The organism is Pseudomonas sp. R5-89-07, assembly GCF_003851685.1.
In the GTDB taxonomy this organism is placed as follows: domain Bacteria; phylum Pseudomonadota; class Gammaproteobacteria; order Pseudomonadales; family Pseudomonadaceae; genus Aquipseudomonas.
In genome coordinates, this window is record NZ_CP027727.1 from 797,561 (window position 1) to 814,878 (window position 17,318).

Genomic DNA, 17,318 nt, shown 5'->3' on the forward strand with positions numbered 1-17,318 from the left:
GTATTCACAAATCAGAATGTGGGAGGGGGCTTGCCCCCGATGAGGCCTTCAAACTCAATACAAAACGCCAGCCCACAAAAAAAGGCCGCGATCCAAAAGATCGCGGCCTTTTTGCTTTTCAGCGCTACACGTCAGACTTCATCCAACTCCGGCTCATCGGCCTGCACGTTAATCGTCGCCTTCACCACATCATGTCGACGAATATACTTCCAGTCCGCCTCATCGATGTAGATCCCGTTCGGCCCGCTGCCGCCTTCGAGGTCGATCGCCACCTGGGCAGACACCTGCGGCTTCACACTGGCCAGGATCGGCACGAAGCCCAGCTGCAGGCTGGTTTCCAGCAGCGCCGCCTGGTTTTTCTCATCGATATCCGCGGCTTCGTCGAGGTAGTACGGCAAGCGCACACGACCGGCCTGGTCGCGGTCCATCAGGTGCAGCAACAAGTACATGTTGGTCAGCGCCTTGATGGTCATGGTGGTGCCGTTGGACGCGGCGCCATCGATATCGGTGTGAATCACCGGCTGGCCATGCACCTTGGTGATCTCGAACGCCAGTTCGAACAGGTCCTTGAGGCCCAGTTGGTTATGGTTGGCCGCCACCAGGCGGGCCAGGTATTCCTTGGCCTCTTCGTTCTTGTTGTCCTGTTCGGCGCTCTGGCTGAGGTCGAACACCGACAAGGTCTCGCCTTCCTCATATTGACCGGCGCTGTGGATGATCTGGTCGATGTGCTTGAGGGCTTCCTTGTTCGGCGCCAGCACGATGCGAAAGCTCTGCAGGTTGGAAACCTGGCGCTTGTTGATTTCGCGGTTGAACAACGCCAGTTGGTGTTCCAGGCTGTCGTAGTCACTGCGGATATTGCGCAAGGTCCGTGCGATATCGGTGACCGCCGCACGGCGCGCCTTGCCCAGGGTCAATGCCTCATCGGTACGGTGGGCATAGGCGTTGATCAACAGTTGCAGACGACGCTCCATGTCATCCTCGCTGTCGAACTTGGCCACGCCCTTGAGGCGCACCTGGGCATACAGCGCTTCGATCTGGCCATCGGCGCGCAGCAAGCCTTGCCAGCTGTCCTGATAGTCGTTGAGCAGCGGCAGCAGGTTGTCCATGGAGTCGTCGACCGGGTCCATGAACGGCGTGCCGAACGGCAGGTCTGCCGGCAGCAGCTGGCGACGGCGCAACGCATCATCCAGCGTACGTTGCTTGGCTTCCATATCGCCGATCTGCCGGCCGACCAGTTGCAGCTTGGCCGACAGCTGCTGGACGCGCTCGGTGAACGCGTCGCTGGAGCGCTTCAATTCGTCCTGGGCCGCTTCCATCTGCGCGAGGTTTTCCAGCTTCTCGCCTTCTTCCGCACTCAGGGTCTGGGTGCGGCGGAAATCTTCCAGCGCCTTCTGCGCGTCCAGCACCTGCTGGTACAGGGCTTCGGTCTGGGTCTTGCTCGCCGCTCGGTCAGAGGCGACCGCATGCTGGGTTTTCAGTTGCTTGAGTTCTTTTTCCAGACGCTCTTTCTGGTCGCGCAATGCCGCGCGATCCGCCAGCGCCTGCAGAGCCGGTGGCTCGATGTGCGAGATGTCGATGGACAGCCCCGGCACTTCGAAACGCTCACCCTTGAAGCCATCGAGGATCTGTTCCAGGGATTTGACCCACTGGCCTTCCTCGTCCAGCGTGATGCCGTGCTCGCCCAGCGGCAGGCTGAACAACGAGCTGTTGAACAGGCGCATCAGGCGCTCGACGTCCTGCTGCGAAAACTCTTCGCGCAGTTTGGCGTAGCTGTTGTTGTCTGCGTGATCGAGTTGCTGCTTGACCGACTTCAAGCGTTTTTCCAGGTCGCGCAGGCGCTCGTTCAGGTCCTCGGCGCTGAACTGACGGGACTGTGCCAGCGCACCCGCCAACTCATCGTGAGCGTCCTTGGCCGCGAGCAGTTGCTGCTCGAGCACCTTCACGTCATCGACCAGCGCGAAGCGATGCTTGAGCACCGACAGCTCGCCCAGCCAACGCTGGATGCCGCTGATCTCGCGCTCCAGGCGCATCAACTCCTGGGTGCCGCCACGCTGGTCGTTCTGCAGCGCGTCCTGCTCGTTGCGATAGTGTTCGGCCTGGATCGTCAGCTCTTCCTTGCGTGCGCTGGCGTAATCCGACCAGGTGCCCAGCAGCGAATCCAGCAATGGCGACAGGCGATGCAATTTGCCGCGCAGAATGTCGCGCTGCTTCACGCCATTGGCGAGCGCTTCGACCAAAGGCCCGGCGGCCACCAGCGAGTTGTAGTCCTGTTCCATGCGCCGCACATCGCGGAAGGCTTCTTCGCATGCGGCGATGTAATCGACGCTGCCGGAGCGCAAGCTGTGTTCGAACGCATCGAGGAACAGTTGCTTGAGCTTGGCCGCAGTGATTTCGCGCATGTGCAGCAGGTTGATGAACAACGCACGGAAGGTCTTCAGGCTCTGTTCGCTGGTGGAGCGCAGGGGGATCAGCGTCAGGTCCAGCGGAATCGACGTGTGGCCGCCCACCAGCAAGCGCCGCAGTTCATCAGGCTTAAGCTCATAGGCCTTCAGGCCTTCGCGCTCAAGATTGGTGAACAGCTCTTTCTGGCGCAGGCAGGTGTCGTTCTTCTGATAGTGGGCCAGGTCCAGCTTGCCGGCATAGGCAAAGAACTGGTGACCGAAACCACCGCCCGGGCCGCGCCCGACCACGCCAATGACGTGCGGGCCGTGGGGCAGCGAGACTTCCACCAGGATGTAGCTGGTGTCGGTGGCAAAGTAGAAGCGCCGCGATTGCTCCAGGGTGTACTTGCCGAAACTCATGTCCGACATGCGCGCCAGGATCGGGAACTGCAAAGCGTTGATCGACGCAGACTTACCCAGGTTGTTCGCGCCATACACCGACAACGGTTCTTCCAGCGGGAACAAACCCAGGCTGTAGCCGGCGGTGTTCAACAGGGCGAAGCGGCGTATGCCGTAGCGTTCCTTACTCATGCATCGGTCTCCTGTTCTTCGGCAATCGCGCGGGCGAGGGCGTCTTCTTCGCTTTCTTCAGCGAAGTCACTCAGATCCAGCGGGTCATCGGTCTTCAGTAATTTTTCATCGCTGTCTTCGTCGATGATCACCGGCGCCGGCAGCGGCAATACACTGTGCACACTGGCGGCGAGGTCACGGTCCTGCTGCACCGACAGGCATACATCGAGGAAGCGATGCATCGGCGGCAGGAAGCGATAGATGCCGTTGTCTTCGCTGGCAAAGCCCAGTTGGGTCATGCGGCGCATGATTTTTTCTTCGAGTTCTTCCTGGGTCTGTACTTCGGCCTGGATAAACAGGTCGCGGTATTTCTCCAGCAACGACGGCAGTTCATCGCGGCCCAGGCTACCGCCATCGAGCACGGCGACCGGATCGCGGCCCTGGTCGGCCAGATGCTCAACGATGATGAAGGTGAACAGCGCCAGGCGCTGGGCGGTCTTGTTCACCTGCGCGGCGGCCACGGCGGTGTCCGGCACGAAGTAGTAGAACCCCCGCGTATCGCAGACCAGCTCAAAGCCCAGGGCCTTGAACAGCGTGCGGTACTGGTCCTGGAAATTCGACAGTTGTGCGTACAGCTCCGGGTCGCGGCGGCTGACGTGGTAACCCTTGAACAGCTCGCGAAAGATCGGCGCCAGCTGGGACAGTTCGGATAGATCAAGATGCATAAGGCGTGCTCGCAGAATTCTCGGTAGCGTCAACGCCGGCCGGGAGCAGGGCGAAGGAGCGCAGGCTGACCTGGTGCTCGTGGGTGTGGTAGTCGCGGCGCTCCAGGCGTTCGCGCTTGAAGCGTTTTTCTCGCGAGAGCCGTGAGAACCAGTACAGCAACTCGTCGGTCGCGCCGTCCGGTTCCTGCTCCAGCAGCCAGGTCATCAGGTCCGGCATCGGCAGGGCGTCTTCGCAGCGCTCGAGCATTTCCTTGACCGTTCGCGGCGCGCGCGGGGCTTGGCCCTTGTGGGTTTTGTGCGCCTTGGGAAAGCGCGCCGGTTTCGGCTCGAAATTCGCCAGGGCATACACATACGCCTCGACCTGGCTGGCACTGCCCAGGAAGGTGCTTTGCGGCCGGCTGAACATCGGCATGGCGGCCTGCGGCACTGCATCCAGGCCTTTGCGCCGGATCGCCGACAGGGCCAGCGCCGCACCACGGGTCACGGCGTTGTGCCGGCGGGCTTCTTCGCGTAGCGGCAACAGCAGCTCGCGCGCATGGCGCAGGGTCAGCTGGGCACTGGTCTGCATCTCGAGGATGCGCGCATGGGTGCGCAGCAGCATGTCGTCGTCCACCAGGTGGCCGAGACGCTGTTGCTCGGTGAGCATGCGCAGCAGCACATTTTCCACCTTGCGCACGCCTTGCTCGAACGCGCCGTCGGCGTTCACCAGTTGGATCATCGGTTCGACGTATTCGTCCCAGGTGGCCAATACCTCGGCATAACGCTGGCGCAACGGGATCTGCCGGTCGCTGGTCTTGGCACGGTCGGCCACGGCAGCGAGGGCCTGCTCATCGTTGGCGAGTTTTTTCAGCACATCCCGTACGCGCATATCCAGCAGGCGCAACTGCCGGGCCAGGTCGTGGCCGTCGCGGATGTCGAAAGCGTCCTGGATATAACCGGCCAGGCGCTCGAGGTGGCGCAGGTAGGCTTCGATTTCCAGGCACAGGCCAAGCCGGTGCTCCTTGCGAAGATAGGCGAGGAAGTCGTGGATCTGCGCGTTGAGCTCGAAACGGTTCGGGCTCTTGGCCACAGGCACCAGGATATCCAGGCGAATCCACACGTCCAGCAGGCTGGTGATGTCCTGGGGCGTGCTGTCCAGTTGTTGGGCGGCCAATTGTGCGCGCAGCTCGCCAAGGCTCAGGGTGCCTTGGTCGAAGTGTTCGCACAGTGGCTCAAGTAAGGCCCAGTGTTCGGCGAGGGCGCGCAGGACGCGCTTGGGTTCGATCATGGGAGTGGCCGGCTGGTTGGCGATTAAAAGTCGCGATTGTACTGCATCGGGCGCGGGATTTATCCACAGCCGGTCAGCGCGCAGTGGGCGATTGTTGTCGAACAGCGGTAGAATCCCCGCTCTTTAGTTATCCACAAGTGGCCGAGCTGTGCTTATCGAGTCCCGACGTCGCGCTTACTTGACTGCCATGCAGGTGGTCAACTGGCTGCCCCGCACCGAACTGCCGTTTGCCGCGCCGTCGCGGCCCGAGCTGTTGCAGGCGCTGGAGCCCTATGAGGCGTTCGAGCCTTCCGGCGAGGAGGCCGCGGCCCCGGTTGCGGTGGTCAAGCCGGTGCCGGAAACACGGGCGCCTTTGGAGCGCACAAAGATCGAGGTGCCGCGCCCGTCTCCTGTGGTCAAGGCGGTGGTCGCAGAAGACGCTGCCCCGGTGGCCAAGGCTCCTGTGGTGCCGCCGCCACGCTTTGCCCTGCAACTGCTACGCGCCGGGCGTTGCCTGTTGCTGGTGGAATTGCCCACTGGCGAACGCTTCCAGTCGCGGGACCCGGCCTACCTGCTGCTCAAGGACATGCTGCGTGCCGCCGGCCTGCCCGACAGCCCGCAAATTATCGGCGACCCGGTGCGCTGGCCGCTGTTGGTGCGCGGCACCATGGACCAGGGCCCGGAAGCGGCGCGGGATTTCGTACAAAGCTTTGTCTCGGCACGCCTGGAAGACGAACCGTGTGTCTGTCTGTGGCTGATCGGCCTGCCCGCCGTGCGCTTTGCCGGCGAGGCCAATGCCGAAGCCTGGTACCGCGAGCTGCAGGTCGAAGGGCTGGGTTCGGTATGGGCCCTGCCGGGCCTGGAATTATTAATGGAAGAGCCACAGCGTAAGGCTGATGTCTGGCAAGCCATGCGCCGGCTGATGGCGCGCTGGAAAACAACCGATGAGTGAGGCTTTATCCTTCCGCCCGATGACCGAGGCCGACCTCGATGCCGTGCTGAAGATCGAATATGCGGCGTTCAGCCACCCATGGACCCGCGGCATCTTTCTCGACGGGCTGGGCAAGTACCAGATCTGGCTGATGTTCGAGGGTGAGCAGCAGGTGGGCCATGGCGTGGTGCAGATCACCCTTGATGAGGCGCACCTGCTCAATATCACCGTTAAACCGGAGAATCAGGGCCGAGGCCTGGGCCTGGCGTTGCTGGAGCATTTGATGTCCCGCGCCTATGCGGCCAATGCCCGCGAGTGTTTCCTGGAAGTGCGCGACAGCAATGCCGGGGCATTCCGCTTGTATGAGCGCTACGGTTTCAACGAAATCGGCCGGCGCCGGGATTACTACCCCGCCGTGGGTGGCCGCGAAGACGCGGTCGTGATGGCCTGCACCCTGGTCGACTAAACGCCGAACCCTATATGGGAGGGGCTTGCTCCCGATAGCGGTGTATCAGTCAACTTGTGCAGTGACTGACACCCTGCTATCGGGGGCAAGCCCCCTCCCACATTTTGAACTGCGCTGTGTCAGCGCTTGCCGTTGAGTGGGTCCAGGTCGGCCAGTTCGGCCTCATCCAACCCATTCCCACCGCCAATCTCATCTTCATCGACGATGCTCAGGTCATAATCGGCGGCATTATCTTCCCCTTCCTCCCGTGCATCCCGCGCGCCATCCTCATGGATCAGCGTTTCCGGGCTCATATCATCATCTGTCGACTCATGGTCATCCGTTGAAGCCCCCGTCAGCCCGGCCTCGCGCACCCGTTCGTCGGGCATCAGATGCTCGCGTTCGCCACGTGGGATTTCATCGCCGATTTCCGCTGTCTGGTCTTCTTCGTCAAAATCCAGCTCGCGCATCGAACCCATGCGGTCTTCGTTGTCATCAATCGGTTCGGGCTGCGTAGCGCCGTAGGGACGTCGTGATTCAGTCATGGCCAATCCTCATACTGTGGGGCTTATAGTGTGTGGACCGGCTCTGCGCCCCAAAGATTCAAGCTAATTTGCGCCAGGCGTGACCCGGACGAGGGGTTGTCAGTCACAAAACTGCGCATCATTCCTGAGGTTTTCCCTGATGAACGAATTACAAGACCTGCTAGACAACAACGAACGCTGGGCGGATGCGATCAAACAGAAAGATCCCGAATTCTTCGCCAAGCTCGCCCGCCAGCAAACCCCGGAATACCTGTGGATCGGCTGCTCCGATGCCCGTGTACCGGCCAACGAGATCGTCGGCATGTTGCCCGGTGATCTGTTCGTGCACCGTAACGTGGCCAATGTGGTGCTGCACACCGACCTCAATTGCCTGTCGGTGATCCAGTACGCGGTCGATGTGCTCAAGGTCAAACACATTCTCGTCACCGGCCACTACGGATGCGGCGGCGTGCGCGCCTCGATGCAGGACCGCCAGTTCGGCCTGATCGACGGCTGGCTGCGCACCATTCGTGACCTCTACTACGAAAACCGCGACGTGCTGGCCCAGTTGCCCACTGAAGAAGAACGCGTAGACCGCATGTGCGAGCTGAACGTTATTCAGCAGGTGGCCAACGTCGGCCATACCAGCATTGTGCAAAACGCCTGGCACCGTGGGCAGAGCCTGTCGATCCATGGTTGCATCTATGGCATCAAGGATGGCCGTTGGAAGAGCTTGAACACCACCATCAGTGGCTTTGAGCAGTTGCCACCGCAGTACCGTCTGCGGCCGCTGGGCGAAGCCTAAGGCCGTTTACGCTCGCGCCACCAGGCCATGAAGGCCTGGCCCTCGGCATTCAACGGCTCCTTGCTGCCGGTGATCCAGCCCCGGCAGTTCAGCTCGCCGCAATGGCAGGCGAACTGCCGGGACAGCGCGTCTTCGGTGGCGGCATAGTCGAGGGTCAATGCGGTGCCGGCGGGGATGGGCTGCACGCTCCAGAGTTCCAGATAAGTGGCATCGAGGAACACGTTCGGGTTGCACGAGTGCTGCAACAGGCCGCAGAACCAGGCGTCGTACAAGTGTATGCGTGGCGACAGCTGCAGCGTATTCGCGCGCTGTTCGCTGACGGCGTAGCCGGAAATCCTGGCGATGCGCACGCGGCTGTCAAACCCGACGCGGGCTTTTATTCCGGCGGTTACCCCCTCGGCGTCTTGCACGATCTGGAATTGCTCGGTCGAGGGGTAACCTTGATCGACGCGCAATGTCTTGAACGGATAAAGGCAGTCAATCACAGCCGCTTTAGCCTTATCCATGGCTTGAATTTTCATGGCTCTCCTGGGAGGGCTGCATGGACCTGCGGGAGCAAACTGACTGCCAGTCTTGCAGCAAATGGACGCCGCTCAAGACTCGCCGAAGTCGGATCCGATTTCTACTGTCAAATCTGACAGTAGAAATCGCCGGCGTTTCTTACAGTGCGGGTGGCGCGAGACTGGGCGCGGGTGCTGCACTGCGCAGTTGCTTCAACTGGGCCTTGATGGTGGGCGTGGCGCATTTGGCGTTGGCCTGCTCCGGGCTCAGGTTTCGCACCGAGGTATAGAACAGCTCGCAGGTCTGCTCTTTGCGCGTGACTTGCCAGGTGTTCATGCACGCCTTGAGCAATACATTCGCGTCGCTGGCGGGTTTCTGGCCCATGCCGGCTTGCCAGCAGGCTGCACTAAGATCCTGGCCCATCACTTTCAAGCCGGCTTCATCGGCCTTCTGCTCATTACCGTCATAAGTATCCGGGCTGGCGGCATACCAGATGTAGCTTGGGTGGTTGGCGCCGAGCACCGAGACCGGCTTGCCCGGCTCCGGGCTGATCTGCGCCAGGCCCAGCACCGCCACCGTTTGCCCGTATTGTTGCTTGATCCAACTGCGCACCGGCGCGCCGAACGCGACCATTGGCAACGTACCGTTGGGGCGCAGGCTCAATTCCTTGACCATGCGGGTCTGGTAGTCGGTGAAATAGCCGTAGACGGCTTCCAGGTCCTTACCGGCATTCGACGGCGCGGCGATCGGGGCGATATCGATGATGGTCTGGTAGGCCGGGGTTTCGCCGGCAGGAATGCCATTGTCGGTGAGCAAGGTTGCCCAGCGGTCGGTGGTGGCCGATTCCAGGTAGTCCTGGGCCTGGGTCAGCGAATAGTCCGGCGGAAAGTGCAGCAGCTCAATGCTTTTGCGGTTTTCCAGGGCCATGCCCAGCGGCAGGAACAGATACCAGTTATAGGCCCACTTGCCGTCGCTGTTGAGCCGGCTGGCGCCCTGGTAAGCCAGGTCGGCGGTGTCGAGCAGCGCCGTCAGGGGCTGGCTGTAACTCTGCGGCACGCCGCTGAAGGTTGCTGCGACCTGGCCGTCATGCACCTTGACGCTGACCTTGGCCCGGCTGTAGCCGTCACGTTGCAGGCTCTGGTTCAAATAATGCTCGGCGGTCTGCTCCAGCGTCCAGGGCCGAAAGCAGATTACGTTGCAGTTATTGGGAAACGCAAACAACTGGGTGACACGCTGCGTGCTGCCTAATGGCACTTCGATGTCGGCCTTTACGACCGCACTGGCCAGCAGTGCGGCCAGGGTCAAGGTTAGCCTGGTCGGTTTGAACATAGTTGGTTCCTTGTCAGCGAAAGCCCGTCTGCGCGGGATGAAAGCCCACCTTCACACAGTAGCGGCTGACCAGGAAAACCGCGTGCTAAATCGCCGGGCGTGTCGCGAATGGATAAGTAAACCTACACGCTGAACTGCAAGGCGTTACTCAAATCACCCATGGGTTTCTGGCCGCGGGCGATCATCGCGTCATCTCTTTGCTTGAGGCCGTCCAGGGTTTCCAATTGAAACACGCGGGTGATCAGGCGCAGGATCGACGCGGTGTCGTAGACGGTATGGTCGACCGTGCCTTTGCGCGCGAACGGCGACACCACCAAGGCCGGAACACGCGTGCCCGGGCCCCAGCGGTCGCCCTTGGGCGGGGCTACGTGGTCCCACCATCCGCCGTTTTCATCGACGGTCACGACCACCACCATGTTGTTCCACTGCGGGCTTTCCTGCAGCACCTTCAGGGCGCGGACGATGTGGCGGTCGCCCGAGGCCACATCGGCATAGCCGGCATGCATGTTCAGGTTGCCCTGGGGCTTGTAGAAACTCACGGCAGGCAGCTTGCCCGCTTCGGCGTCGGCGAAGAACCTATTGGTGCTCGATTCATCGCCCAGCCCGCCGTCGCGCAGGCGCTTGTCCCGCTCGGCACGGTTTTCGGGGCCTTGTTGCTTGAAGTAGTTGAACGGCTGATGGTGATACTGGAAATTCGGAATCTTGGGGATGCCGCCCGAGTCCTTGAATTGATCCAGGGTGGCTTGCCATGCGCCGGCGTACCAGGCCCAGTCGATGTTCATTTTCGAGAGTTTGTCGCCAATGTGTTCGTGGGTTTGCGGTACCAGCACATTGGGCAAGTCCGGTTTGGAAAAGTCCGGGTTTTGCGGGTCGCGGATCCAAGTCGGCCAGTAAGGCGGAGCCAGCGTGTTGACGGCGTAACCGTCTGGCGTCAAGGCACTGGGGCCGAACTGCGGCGGGCCGGCCATGGCACTGGCCGGTGAAGTGTCCAAGGGCTTGAGGCGGGTGTCGGTGGGGTCGTCGCTTTGCAGCGTGGCGATCTGCGCCTTGGCCACCGACTGCGCGGCATTGGGGTAGGTCGGCGCGGTGGCGCTGATCAAATATTGATGGTTGAGAAACGAGCCACCAAACGCACCCTGGAAAAAGTTATCGCACAGCACGAACTCCTTGGCCACGTCCCACAGGCGCAGGGAGTAGCGGCTCTGGGCGTAATGGCCCATCACCAGTCCACCGGAATCGCCCCAGGCGACGAAACCATCATTCTTGCCGCCGTTGATCTGCATCTGGTTCTGGTAGAACACATGCCACAAGTCACGGGTCACCAGGCTCAGCGGCAAGTCTTCGGCATTCGGGCCTTTGAGGGCGAACGGTGCGTTGGGCAGGTTTTCCTGAAACTGCACCGCGCTCGGGTAGGTCACGCCATCCACGCTTTGCGGGCCCACCTGCAATACGCCGCCCCAGGTCGGGGGGAGGGCGCTCAGCACGCTGCCATCACGGTCGCGCTGCTGGTAGTCGCTGGCGGACAGCGCCGAGAGCGGGTTCTCCAGTCCCGGAAAATGGGCGAACAAATTGTTGAAGCTGCGGTTCTCGGCGTAGATCACCACCACGGTCTTCACATTGTCGCGCAGTGCCTTGTCCAGTTCCTGGGGCGTGAGCGGTCGCGGCACCGGTTTACCCGGTGCCTGGCTGGTATTGCCGCAGGCACTCAAGCTCGCACCTACCCCCAGCACTGCCGCGCCGCCCAGGAAGCGTCGGCGGCTGGTGTCTACCGGCGATTGGGCGTTGGAATCGGGAGTCGGGCGGTCTTCGGGCGCGTCAGTCATTGCAGGGGAATCCTTGGCGAGATGTTGCAAGATATTTCGCAGGACGGTAGCAATGGAATATGACGGAACGAAGACAGTGCTGTGCGAGCTATCAAGCTCACAACAAGCGCAGTGCCAGTTGGCCGCCGGCGCGCAAATACTCGACCTGGGCCGTCAACGCATCCTTGACGATGGCCTCGCCTGTGTCAGTCAGCTTGGCTTTCTTCGCATCGATGACGCTGGTCTGCAGCAACTGCATGGCCACGTCCATCGCTTTCTGGAAAGCCGTTACGTTGTTATGCCGGCCGAACTCCTTGATCACCGCGGCCATACGGTCATCGGCGTTATCGCGAAGGGCCTTGTATTCAACGAACGACACGTTGCCATCCTTGTAGATTTCGCTGAGCAACTCTTCCAGTGATTTGGACAGTGGAGTCATCGGATTTTCCTTGGTGTTGGGTGAGGGATCATCCGAATCAGGTTAATCAAAGACGCTGGCTGCAGGAGTCAGGAGGTGCCACTGCGTCGGGTGGGAAAAGCCCTATGCAGGTCATCGGAGATGCCGCCGGGCGCATCAATGCAGGAGAGACGGGTTGCCAGTCGCCGATCCATGAACCGATCGCACGAACTATGTAGCAAGCCCGCCTCAGCAGGGACCGCGTTACGGCATGACAGGCGGCAAATATTTCAACGTCGTCCCCAACGCCCACAGCAAAAACAACACCAGCGGCGTGTGTACCAGCAACTGCACGAACGAAAAGCCGATCAAGTCCCGCGCCTTCAAGCCCAACACCCCGAGCAACGGCAACATATAGAACGGGTTGATCAAGTTCGGCAGCGCTTCGGCCGCGTTGTAGATCTGCACCGCCCAGCCCAGGTGATATTGCAGGTCGTTGGCCACTTGCATCACGTAGGGCGCTTCGATGATCCACTTGCCGCCGCCGGAAGGGATGAAGAAGCCCAGCACCGCCGAGTACACGCCCATCAGCAGGGCGTAGGTGTCGTGGGACGCGATGGAGGTGAAGAACAGCGAGATATGGTGCGCCAGGGTCTGCCCGTCGCCGCCTTTGACCACGGTCATCAGCGCTGCAATCGAGCCGTACAGCGGGAACTGGATCAGCACGCCGGTGGTGGTCGGCACGGCGCGGGCCACCGCATCAAGGAAGCTGCGCGGGCGCCAGTGCAGCAGCGCGCCGACCATGATGAACAGAAAGTTATAGGTGTTGAGCCCGGAGATGGCGCTGATTGCCGGTTTGGTCGAGAACTCGTGGAACAACCAGCCGGCCGCCAGCAACGCCAGCAGGATCGTCAGCAGCGGGCTGTGCTCCAGCCATTCGCCTGGGCGGGTTGGCGCCTGCAGCTTGGGCAGGTTGAACGCCGGGTCGACGCCGCAGGCCTTGGCGTCCCGCGCACTGTTCGGGCCCGGTGCGGTGGCGTAGGCGATAATCAGCGACACGATGATCAGCGCCAGCAGCATCACGCCGGATTGCCACAAAAAGATGGTTTCGGTAAACGGGATCATCCCGGTGATCGCCAGGATCGACGGCGGCAAGCTGGCCGGGTTGGCCTGCAACTGCGCGGCCGATGACGACAGCCCCAGCGCCCACACCGCGCCCAGGCCCAGATAGGCAGCGGCGCCAGCGGCACGGTAGTCCATGCGCAGGTCCGTGCGCCGGGCCAGTGCGCGCACCAGCAAGCCGCCGAACACCAGGGACAGGCCCCAGTTGAGCAGCGACGCCACCATGGAAATCAGCGCAACCCAGGCCACCGCCGAGCGACCGTTGCGGGGGATGCGCGCCAGGCGGTCAATCAGTTTCACTGCAGGCGGCGAACTGGCGACCACATAGCCACCGATCACCACAAACGCCATCTGCATGGTGAACGGGATCAGGCTCCAGAACCCGTCACCAAACGCTTTGGCGGCTTCGGTGGGCGCGGCGCCCATGCCCAGGGTAGCCACCGCGACGATGATCACGGCGAGGGCGGCGAACACCCAGGAGTCCGGAAACCAGCGCTCGGCAAAGTTGGAGCAACGCAGGGCGAACCGGGCATAGCGGCTTTCTTCGATAGCATCGGCCACGAGTCTTTCCTCTTGTATTTATTATGGGTTCGGCAGTTTTCCGGCATGTTCCTCTACGCTCATTGATTTGTGAATGTAGTTATCTTCATCGATCAATGAGTAAAACAAATATATCCGCCGCGATTGCCAGGATCCGGTTCAACTCATAACCTGCACGCCATTTTGTCTGTCTGCCGAGCTTGTACATGACTGCCACCTTTTCTTCACAGGCGCAGCGCTTTTCCCGCTCCGACTACAAAACCCTGGGCCTGGCCGCCCTCGGTGGCGCCTTGGAAATCTACGATTTCATTATCTTCGTGTTCTTCGCGCTGACCCTCAGCCAACTGTTCTTCCCCCCGGAAATGCCCGAGTGGCTGCGGCTGCTGCAAAGCTTCGGCATCTTCGTCACCGGGTACCTGGCGCGCCCGCTGGGCGGCATCCTGATGGCGCACTTTGCCGACCACCTGGGACGCAAGCGTGTGTTCAGCCTGAGCATCCTGATGATGGCCTTGCCCTGCCTGCTGATCGGGATCATGCCGACCTACGCGCAAATCGGCTATTTCGCACCGCTGATCCTGCTGGCGCTGCGCGTGCTGCAAGGCGCTGCGGTAGGCGGTGAAGTGCCCAGTGCCTGGACCTTCGTCGCCGAACACGCCCCGCGCAGTCATCGCGGCTATGCCTTGGGGTTCCTGCAAGCGGGCCTGACGTTCGGCTACTTGCTGGGCGCACTCACGGCTACGTTGCTTGCACAGGTGTTTACCCCGGCCGAAATTCTCGACTACGCCTGGCGCCTGCCCTTCCTGCTTGGCGGCGTATTCGGCGTGATCGGCGTATGGCTGCGTCGCTGGCTCAGCGAAACTCCGGTGTTCCTCGAAATGCAGGCCCGCCGCCAGGCTGCCGCCGAACTGCCGCTGCGCACCATATTGCGCGACCACCGCGCCGTGTTGCTGCCGGCGATGATCCTCACCTGTGTGCTCACCTCGGCGGTGGTGGTGCTCGTCGTCATCACCCCGACCATGATGCAGAAAACCTTCGGCATGAGCCCCAGCCACACCTTCGCCCTGAGCGCGTTGGGGATTGTGTTCCTCAACATCGGCTGCGTATTGGCGGGCCTGCTGGTGGACCGTATTGGTGCCTGGCGCGCGGTACTGGTCTACAGCCTGCTGCTGCCGGTGGGGGTATTTATCCTGTACGCCAGCCTGATCAGCGGCGGCATCTGGCTGGGCGCGGCGTATGCCGTGGCAGGCTTGAGTTGCGGTGTGGTGGGCGCGGTGCCGTCAGTGATGGTTGGGCTGTTTCCGGCGCAGGTGCGCGTGTCGGGAATTTCCTTCACCTACAACATTGCCTATGCACTCTGGGCGAGTACCACGCCGCTGATGCTGATTGCGCTGATGCCCACGAGTCCGTGGATTTGCGTGGGCTATTGCGTGGTGATGGGGGCGGTGGGGGCCGGGAGTGCGGCGCTGTTCGGCAAGCGCCACACCCTGGCTGGCTGAGGCTCAGGTCAGAAAATGCCAGAGCAGCAGTGTACCCACCAGCCCGACCACCGAGACGATGGTCTGCAACACCGACCACACCCAGATCGTCTGCTTGAGCTGCAAGCCAAAGTACTCACGCACCATCCAGAATCCGGCGTCATTGACGTGGCAGAAGAACACCGAGCCGGCGCCAATCGCCAGCGCCACCAGTGAACTCTGGGTCGCCGCGAGCCCGGCCATCATCGGCGCGAGGATGCCCGCCGTGGTGGTCGTGGCGACGGTGGCCGAGCCGGTGGCCTGGCGCAACGCCACGGCGATCAACCAGGCCAGCAACAGGTACGGCATGTGTGCGCCTTCCGCGACCTTGCTGATGGTCTGGCTCACGCCGGCGTCAAGCAGCGTTTGCTTGAGGCCGCCACCCGCGCCGATGGTCAGCAGCAACACGGCGATGGGCGCAAGGGCTTTGCGCAGGGTGTTGCCGACGTCGGCGCGCGGCATGCCGGCAGCCCAGCCCAGGCAGATCACTGCGGCGATCACCGCCAGGCCGAGGGCGATCAGCGGTTCGCCGAGGAATTTCAAGGTCAGGCCGACCGTGCTTTCTGCAGGCAACGCGACTTTGGCAAGCGTGCTGCCGAGCATCAGAATCACCGGCAACAGGATGATCAGCAGTGACACGCCAAAGCTCGGCTGGCGCGGCGCCTTGGGCGGTGCGCTGAACAGCGCGCCGATCTCGGCCGGTTCATCCACGTGCAGGCGTTTGGACAGCCAGTTGCCGTAGAGGGGGCCGGCCAGGATCACCGCCGGTACCGCCAGGCACAATCCCAGCAGCATGGTCAGGCCCAGGTCGGCGTGCAGCGCGCCCACCGCGATCAGCGGCCCGGGATGCGGTGGCATCAGCGCGTGCAGGGTGGTCATGCCCGCCAGTGCGGGGATGGCGATTTTCAGCAGTGGCTGGTTCGAGCGCTTGGCCATCACGAAGATGATCGGCACCATCATCACCAGGCCGACTTCGAAGAACAACGGCAGGCCGATCACCATGGCGACCAGCGCCATCACCCAGGGCAAGGACTTGCCCTTGCCCAGCCCGAGCAAGGTCGTGGCGATACGGTCGGCAGCGCCGGATTCGGCCATCAGCGCACCGAGCATTGCTCCCAGGGCAATGATGATCCCGGCTTCGCCGAGGATCGCCCCGGCGCCTTTGCTGAACGCCTTGGCCACTTCTTCCGGTGGTAACCCGGCACCGACCCCGGCGATGAACGTACCGATCAGAATGGACAGGAACGGCGGCAATTTGGTCGCGCTGATCAGCACGATGATGCTGGCAATCGCCAGCAGTACGCAGAACATCAAGCGGGTGTCGTGGACCATCCACGCGGCGGTCGATAACTCCAAAACAGGACTCCTTATCGAACAGGTTGGCTAATATGTTTCTTTTTGTTTCAGCCTGAAAAGCATACCTGATACCGCAACGACCCAAGCGTAATGGGTCGTTTTGGTGCAACTCGCGATCCAAGCGCGGAGGGGATTTGAATGAAGGCTGAAGGATTTAAAAATATAGTTCGGCCACTGCCTGCAGCCCCTCTTCAGAAAAAGCCCGCAGCGCCGATGCAGGAAAGACACCCTCCCCACTTGCCTATTGGTGCCCCATGTTCAATACCCGCCTGAAGCAGGAGCTGTCGGCTCTTCGCGAAGAATTGTCGAGCTTGCTCCAGGTCAAAGAGAGCCTGGAAAGCGAAATGCTGTGCCTGACGCTGGACGCCGATGGGCGGGTGGAGTGGGCGAATGCCAATTTCCTGCAAGAACTGGCTTACTCGCTGGGCGAGATTGTGGGGCGGCCGATCGAAGACCTGGTGCCGGCCCACGTTCGCCAGGACGAATTTCAGTTGCGCTTCAAGCATGCACTGGCGCGCGGCGAACATTTCGCTGGCGCCGTACGCCTGATGCGCGGCAATGGCAAAGAGGCGTGGCTACGCTCGATCTCACAGCCAGTGCGCAGTTCGGACGGGCGCATCAAGCATTTTGCGATCTATTCCAGCGACCTCACGCGCACCATCGAAAGCTCGCGTGAGCATCAAAACCTCATCACCGCGTTGATGCGCTCCACTGCATTGATCGAGTTCGACCTGGACGGCCAGGTGCTCACCGCCAATGATCGCTTCCTCGGTGCCATGGGCTACAGCCTGGCGCAGATCCAGGGTAAGCATCACCGTATGTTCTGCGAGCCGCAGGAATACAACAGCCCTGAGTACCAGCAATTCTGGAAGCGCCTGAACGCGGGCGAGTTCGTCGCGGCGCGCTTCAAGCGCGTGGACAGTCATGGCCGTGCGGTGTGGTTGGAAGCCACCTATAACCCAGTGGCGGACGCCAATGAGCGGCTGTACAAAGTGGTCAAGTTCGCCACGGTGATCACTGACCAGGTCAACCGCGAGCAGGCGGTGGCCGAGGCCGCCAATATTGCCTACAGCACCTCCCTGCAAACCGATGACAGCGCCCAGCGCGGCACCACTGTAGTGACCCAGGCG

The 17,318-nt window shown here is 61.7% G+C and carries 14 protein-coding genes and 1 pseudogene; 5 read left to right on the forward strand and 10 right to left on the reverse strand.

Features of this window, described 5'->3' with window-relative positions:
• Positions 1-131: 131 nt before the first annotated feature.
• Genes mksF through mksB form a run of 3 tightly spaced genes read right to left on the reverse strand, consistent with a single transcriptional unit; the run spans position 132 to position 4,943 of the window.
• Entirely contained in the window at positions 132-2,972 is a 2,841-nt protein-coding gene (gene mksF, locus C4J94_RS03445) for an Mks condensin complex protein MksF (protein WP_124384986.1), read from the reverse strand.
• Complete coding sequence (gene mksE / locus C4J94_RS03450) at positions 2,969-3,676, reverse strand: Mks condensin complex protein MksE (protein WP_017134536.1); 708 nt, start codon at positions 3,674-3,676, stop codon at positions 2,969-2,971. Before mksE ends, mksF begins: the two co-directional genes overlap by 4 nt.
• A complete protein-coding gene (gene mksB, locus C4J94_RS03455; protein WP_124384987.1) occupies positions 3,666-4,943 on the reverse strand; it encodes an Mks condensin complex protein MksB in 1,278 nt (425 codons plus the stop codon). The genes mksE and mksB overlap by 11 nt, the downstream gene beginning before the upstream one ends.
• Positions 4,944-5,130: 187 nt before the next feature.
• Between mksB and C4J94_RS03460 the strand changes: the two genes are divergently transcribed.
• Together C4J94_RS03460 and rimI are read left to right on the forward strand one after the other, a co-directional pair.
• The gene (locus tag C4J94_RS03460) at positions 5,131-5,874 is read left to right on the forward strand and encodes an energy transducer TonB (RefSeq protein WP_124388916.1); all 744 of its coding nucleotides are present in this window, start codon (positions 5,131-5,133) and stop codon (positions 5,872-5,874) included.
• A complete protein-coding gene (gene rimI, locus C4J94_RS03465; RefSeq protein WP_124384988.1) occupies positions 5,867-6,319 on the forward strand; it encodes a ribosomal protein S18-alanine N-acetyltransferase in 453 nt (150 codons plus the stop codon). The genes C4J94_RS03460 and rimI overlap by 8 nt, the downstream gene beginning before the upstream one ends.
• Before the next feature lie 119 nt (positions 6,320-6,438).
• On the opposite strand, the gene C4J94_RS03470 is transcribed toward rimI, so the two are convergent.
• Entirely contained in the window at positions 6,439-6,843 is a 405-nt protein-coding gene (locus C4J94_RS03470) for a serine kinase/phosphatase (RefSeq protein ID WP_124384989.1), read from the reverse strand.
• Between the two features lie 139 nt (positions 6,844-6,982).
• Between C4J94_RS03470 and can the strand changes: the two genes are divergently transcribed.
• A complete protein-coding gene (can, locus tag C4J94_RS03475; protein ID WP_124384990.1) occupies positions 6,983-7,627 on the forward strand; it encodes a carbonate dehydratase in 645 nt (214 codons plus the stop codon).
• Here can and C4J94_RS03480 read toward each other — a convergent pair.
• The 5 genes from C4J94_RS03480 to C4J94_RS03500 all read right to left on the reverse strand — a co-directional run bounded on the left by C4J94_RS03480 (position 7,624) and on the right by C4J94_RS03500 (position 13,339).
• A complete protein-coding gene (locus tag C4J94_RS03480) occupies positions 7,624-8,148 on the reverse strand; it encodes an SET domain-containing protein-lysine N-methyltransferase (protein WP_124384991.1) in 525 nt (174 codons plus the stop codon). The two genes, can and C4J94_RS03480, sit on opposite strands and share 4 nt — an antisense overlap.
• A gap of 139 nt (positions 8,149-8,287) precedes the next feature.
• Positions 8,288-9,457: a hypothetical protein gene (locus C4J94_RS03485; RefSeq protein WP_124384992.1), complete on the reverse strand. Its 1,170-nt coding sequence runs from the start codon at positions 9,455-9,457 to the stop codon at positions 8,288-8,290.
• Between the two features lie 122 nt (positions 9,458-9,579).
• Positions 9,580-11,280: an acid phosphatase gene (gene acpA / locus C4J94_RS03490; protein WP_124384993.1), complete on the reverse strand. Its 1,701-nt coding sequence runs from the start codon at positions 11,278-11,280 to the stop codon at positions 9,580-9,582.
• Positions 11,281-11,377: 97 nt separating this feature from the next.
• Positions 11,378-11,698: a hypothetical protein gene (locus C4J94_RS03495; RefSeq protein WP_124384994.1), complete on the reverse strand. Its 321-nt coding sequence runs from the start codon at positions 11,696-11,698 to the stop codon at positions 11,378-11,380.
• A gap of 222 nt (positions 11,699-11,920) precedes the next feature.
• The gene (locus tag C4J94_RS03500) at positions 11,921-13,339 is read right to left on the reverse strand and encodes a short-chain fatty acid transporter (protein WP_124384995.1); all 1,419 of its coding nucleotides are present in this window, start codon (positions 13,337-13,339) and stop codon (positions 11,921-11,923) included.
• Between the two features lie 185 nt (positions 13,340-13,524).
• Here C4J94_RS03500 and C4J94_RS03505 point away from each other — a divergent pair, with 185 nt between their 5' ends.
• Positions 13,525-14,814 (forward strand): MFS transporter, encoded by a 1,290-nt coding sequence (locus tag C4J94_RS03505; RefSeq protein ID WP_124384996.1) that lies wholly within the window; start codon positions 13,525-13,527, stop codon positions 14,812-14,814.
• 3 nt (positions 14,815-14,817) lie between these two features.
• Here the strand turns inward: C4J94_RS03505 and C4J94_RS03510 are convergent, their stop codons facing one another.
• On the reverse strand, positions 14,818-16,188 hold the full coding sequence (locus C4J94_RS03510) for a gluconate:H+ symporter (protein ID WP_124384997.1): 1,371 nt from the start codon (positions 16,186-16,188) through the stop codon (positions 14,818-14,820).
• A 344-nt stretch (positions 16,189-16,532) separates the two neighbouring features.
• On the opposite strand from C4J94_RS03510, the pseudogene C4J94_RS28055 reads away from it, so the two are divergent.
• Positions 16,533-17,219 (forward strand): annotated as a pseudogene (locus tag C4J94_RS28055) (PAS domain-containing protein); the annotation flags it as partial.
• Positions 17,220-17,318: the final 99 nt, after the last annotated feature.

Bases quoted from the DNA above. Each gene is read 5' to 3' on its own strand.
- mksB (WP_124384987.1), bottom strand. From the start codon at position 4,943: ATGATCGAACCCAAGCGCGTCCTGCGCGCCCTCGCCGAACACTGGGCC.
- acpA (WP_124384993.1), bottom strand. From the start codon at position 11,280: ATGACTGACGCGCCCGAAGACCGCCCGACTCCCGATTCCAACGCCCAA.
- C4J94_RS03505 (WP_124384996.1), top strand. From the start codon at position 13,525: ATGACTGCCACCTTTTCTTCACAGGCGCAGCGCTTTTCCCGCTCCGAC.
- C4J94_RS03470 (WP_124384989.1), bottom strand. From the start codon at position 6,843: ATGACTGAATCACGACGTCCCTACGGCGCTACGCAGCCCGAACCGATT.
- mksF (WP_124384986.1), bottom strand. From the start codon at position 2,972: ATGAGTAAGGAACGCTACGGCATACGCCGCTTCGCCCTGTTGAACACC.
- C4J94_RS03485 (WP_124384992.1), bottom strand. From the start codon at position 9,457: ATGTTCAAACCGACCAGGCTAACCTTGACCCTGGCCGCACTGCTGGCC.
- can (WP_124384990.1), top strand. From the start codon at position 6,983: ATGAACGAATTACAAGACCTGCTAGACAACAACGAACGCTGGGCGGAT.
- C4J94_RS03480 (WP_124384991.1), bottom strand. From the start codon at position 8,148: ATGAAAATTCAAGCCATGGATAAGGCTAAAGCGGCTGTGATTGACTGC.
- mksE (WP_017134536.1), bottom strand. From the start codon at position 3,676: ATGCATCTTGATCTATCCGAACTGTCCCAGCTGGCGCCGATCTTTCGC.
- C4J94_RS03460 (WP_124388916.1), top strand. From the start codon at position 5,131: ATGCAGGTGGTCAACTGGCTGCCCCGCACCGAACTGCCGTTTGCCGCG.
- C4J94_RS03495 (WP_124384994.1), bottom strand. From the start codon at position 11,698: ATGACTCCACTGTCCAAATCACTGGAAGAGTTGCTCAGCGAAATCTAC.
- rimI (WP_124384988.1), top strand. From the start codon at position 5,867: ATGAGTGAGGCTTTATCCTTCCGCCCGATGACCGAGGCCGACCTCGAT.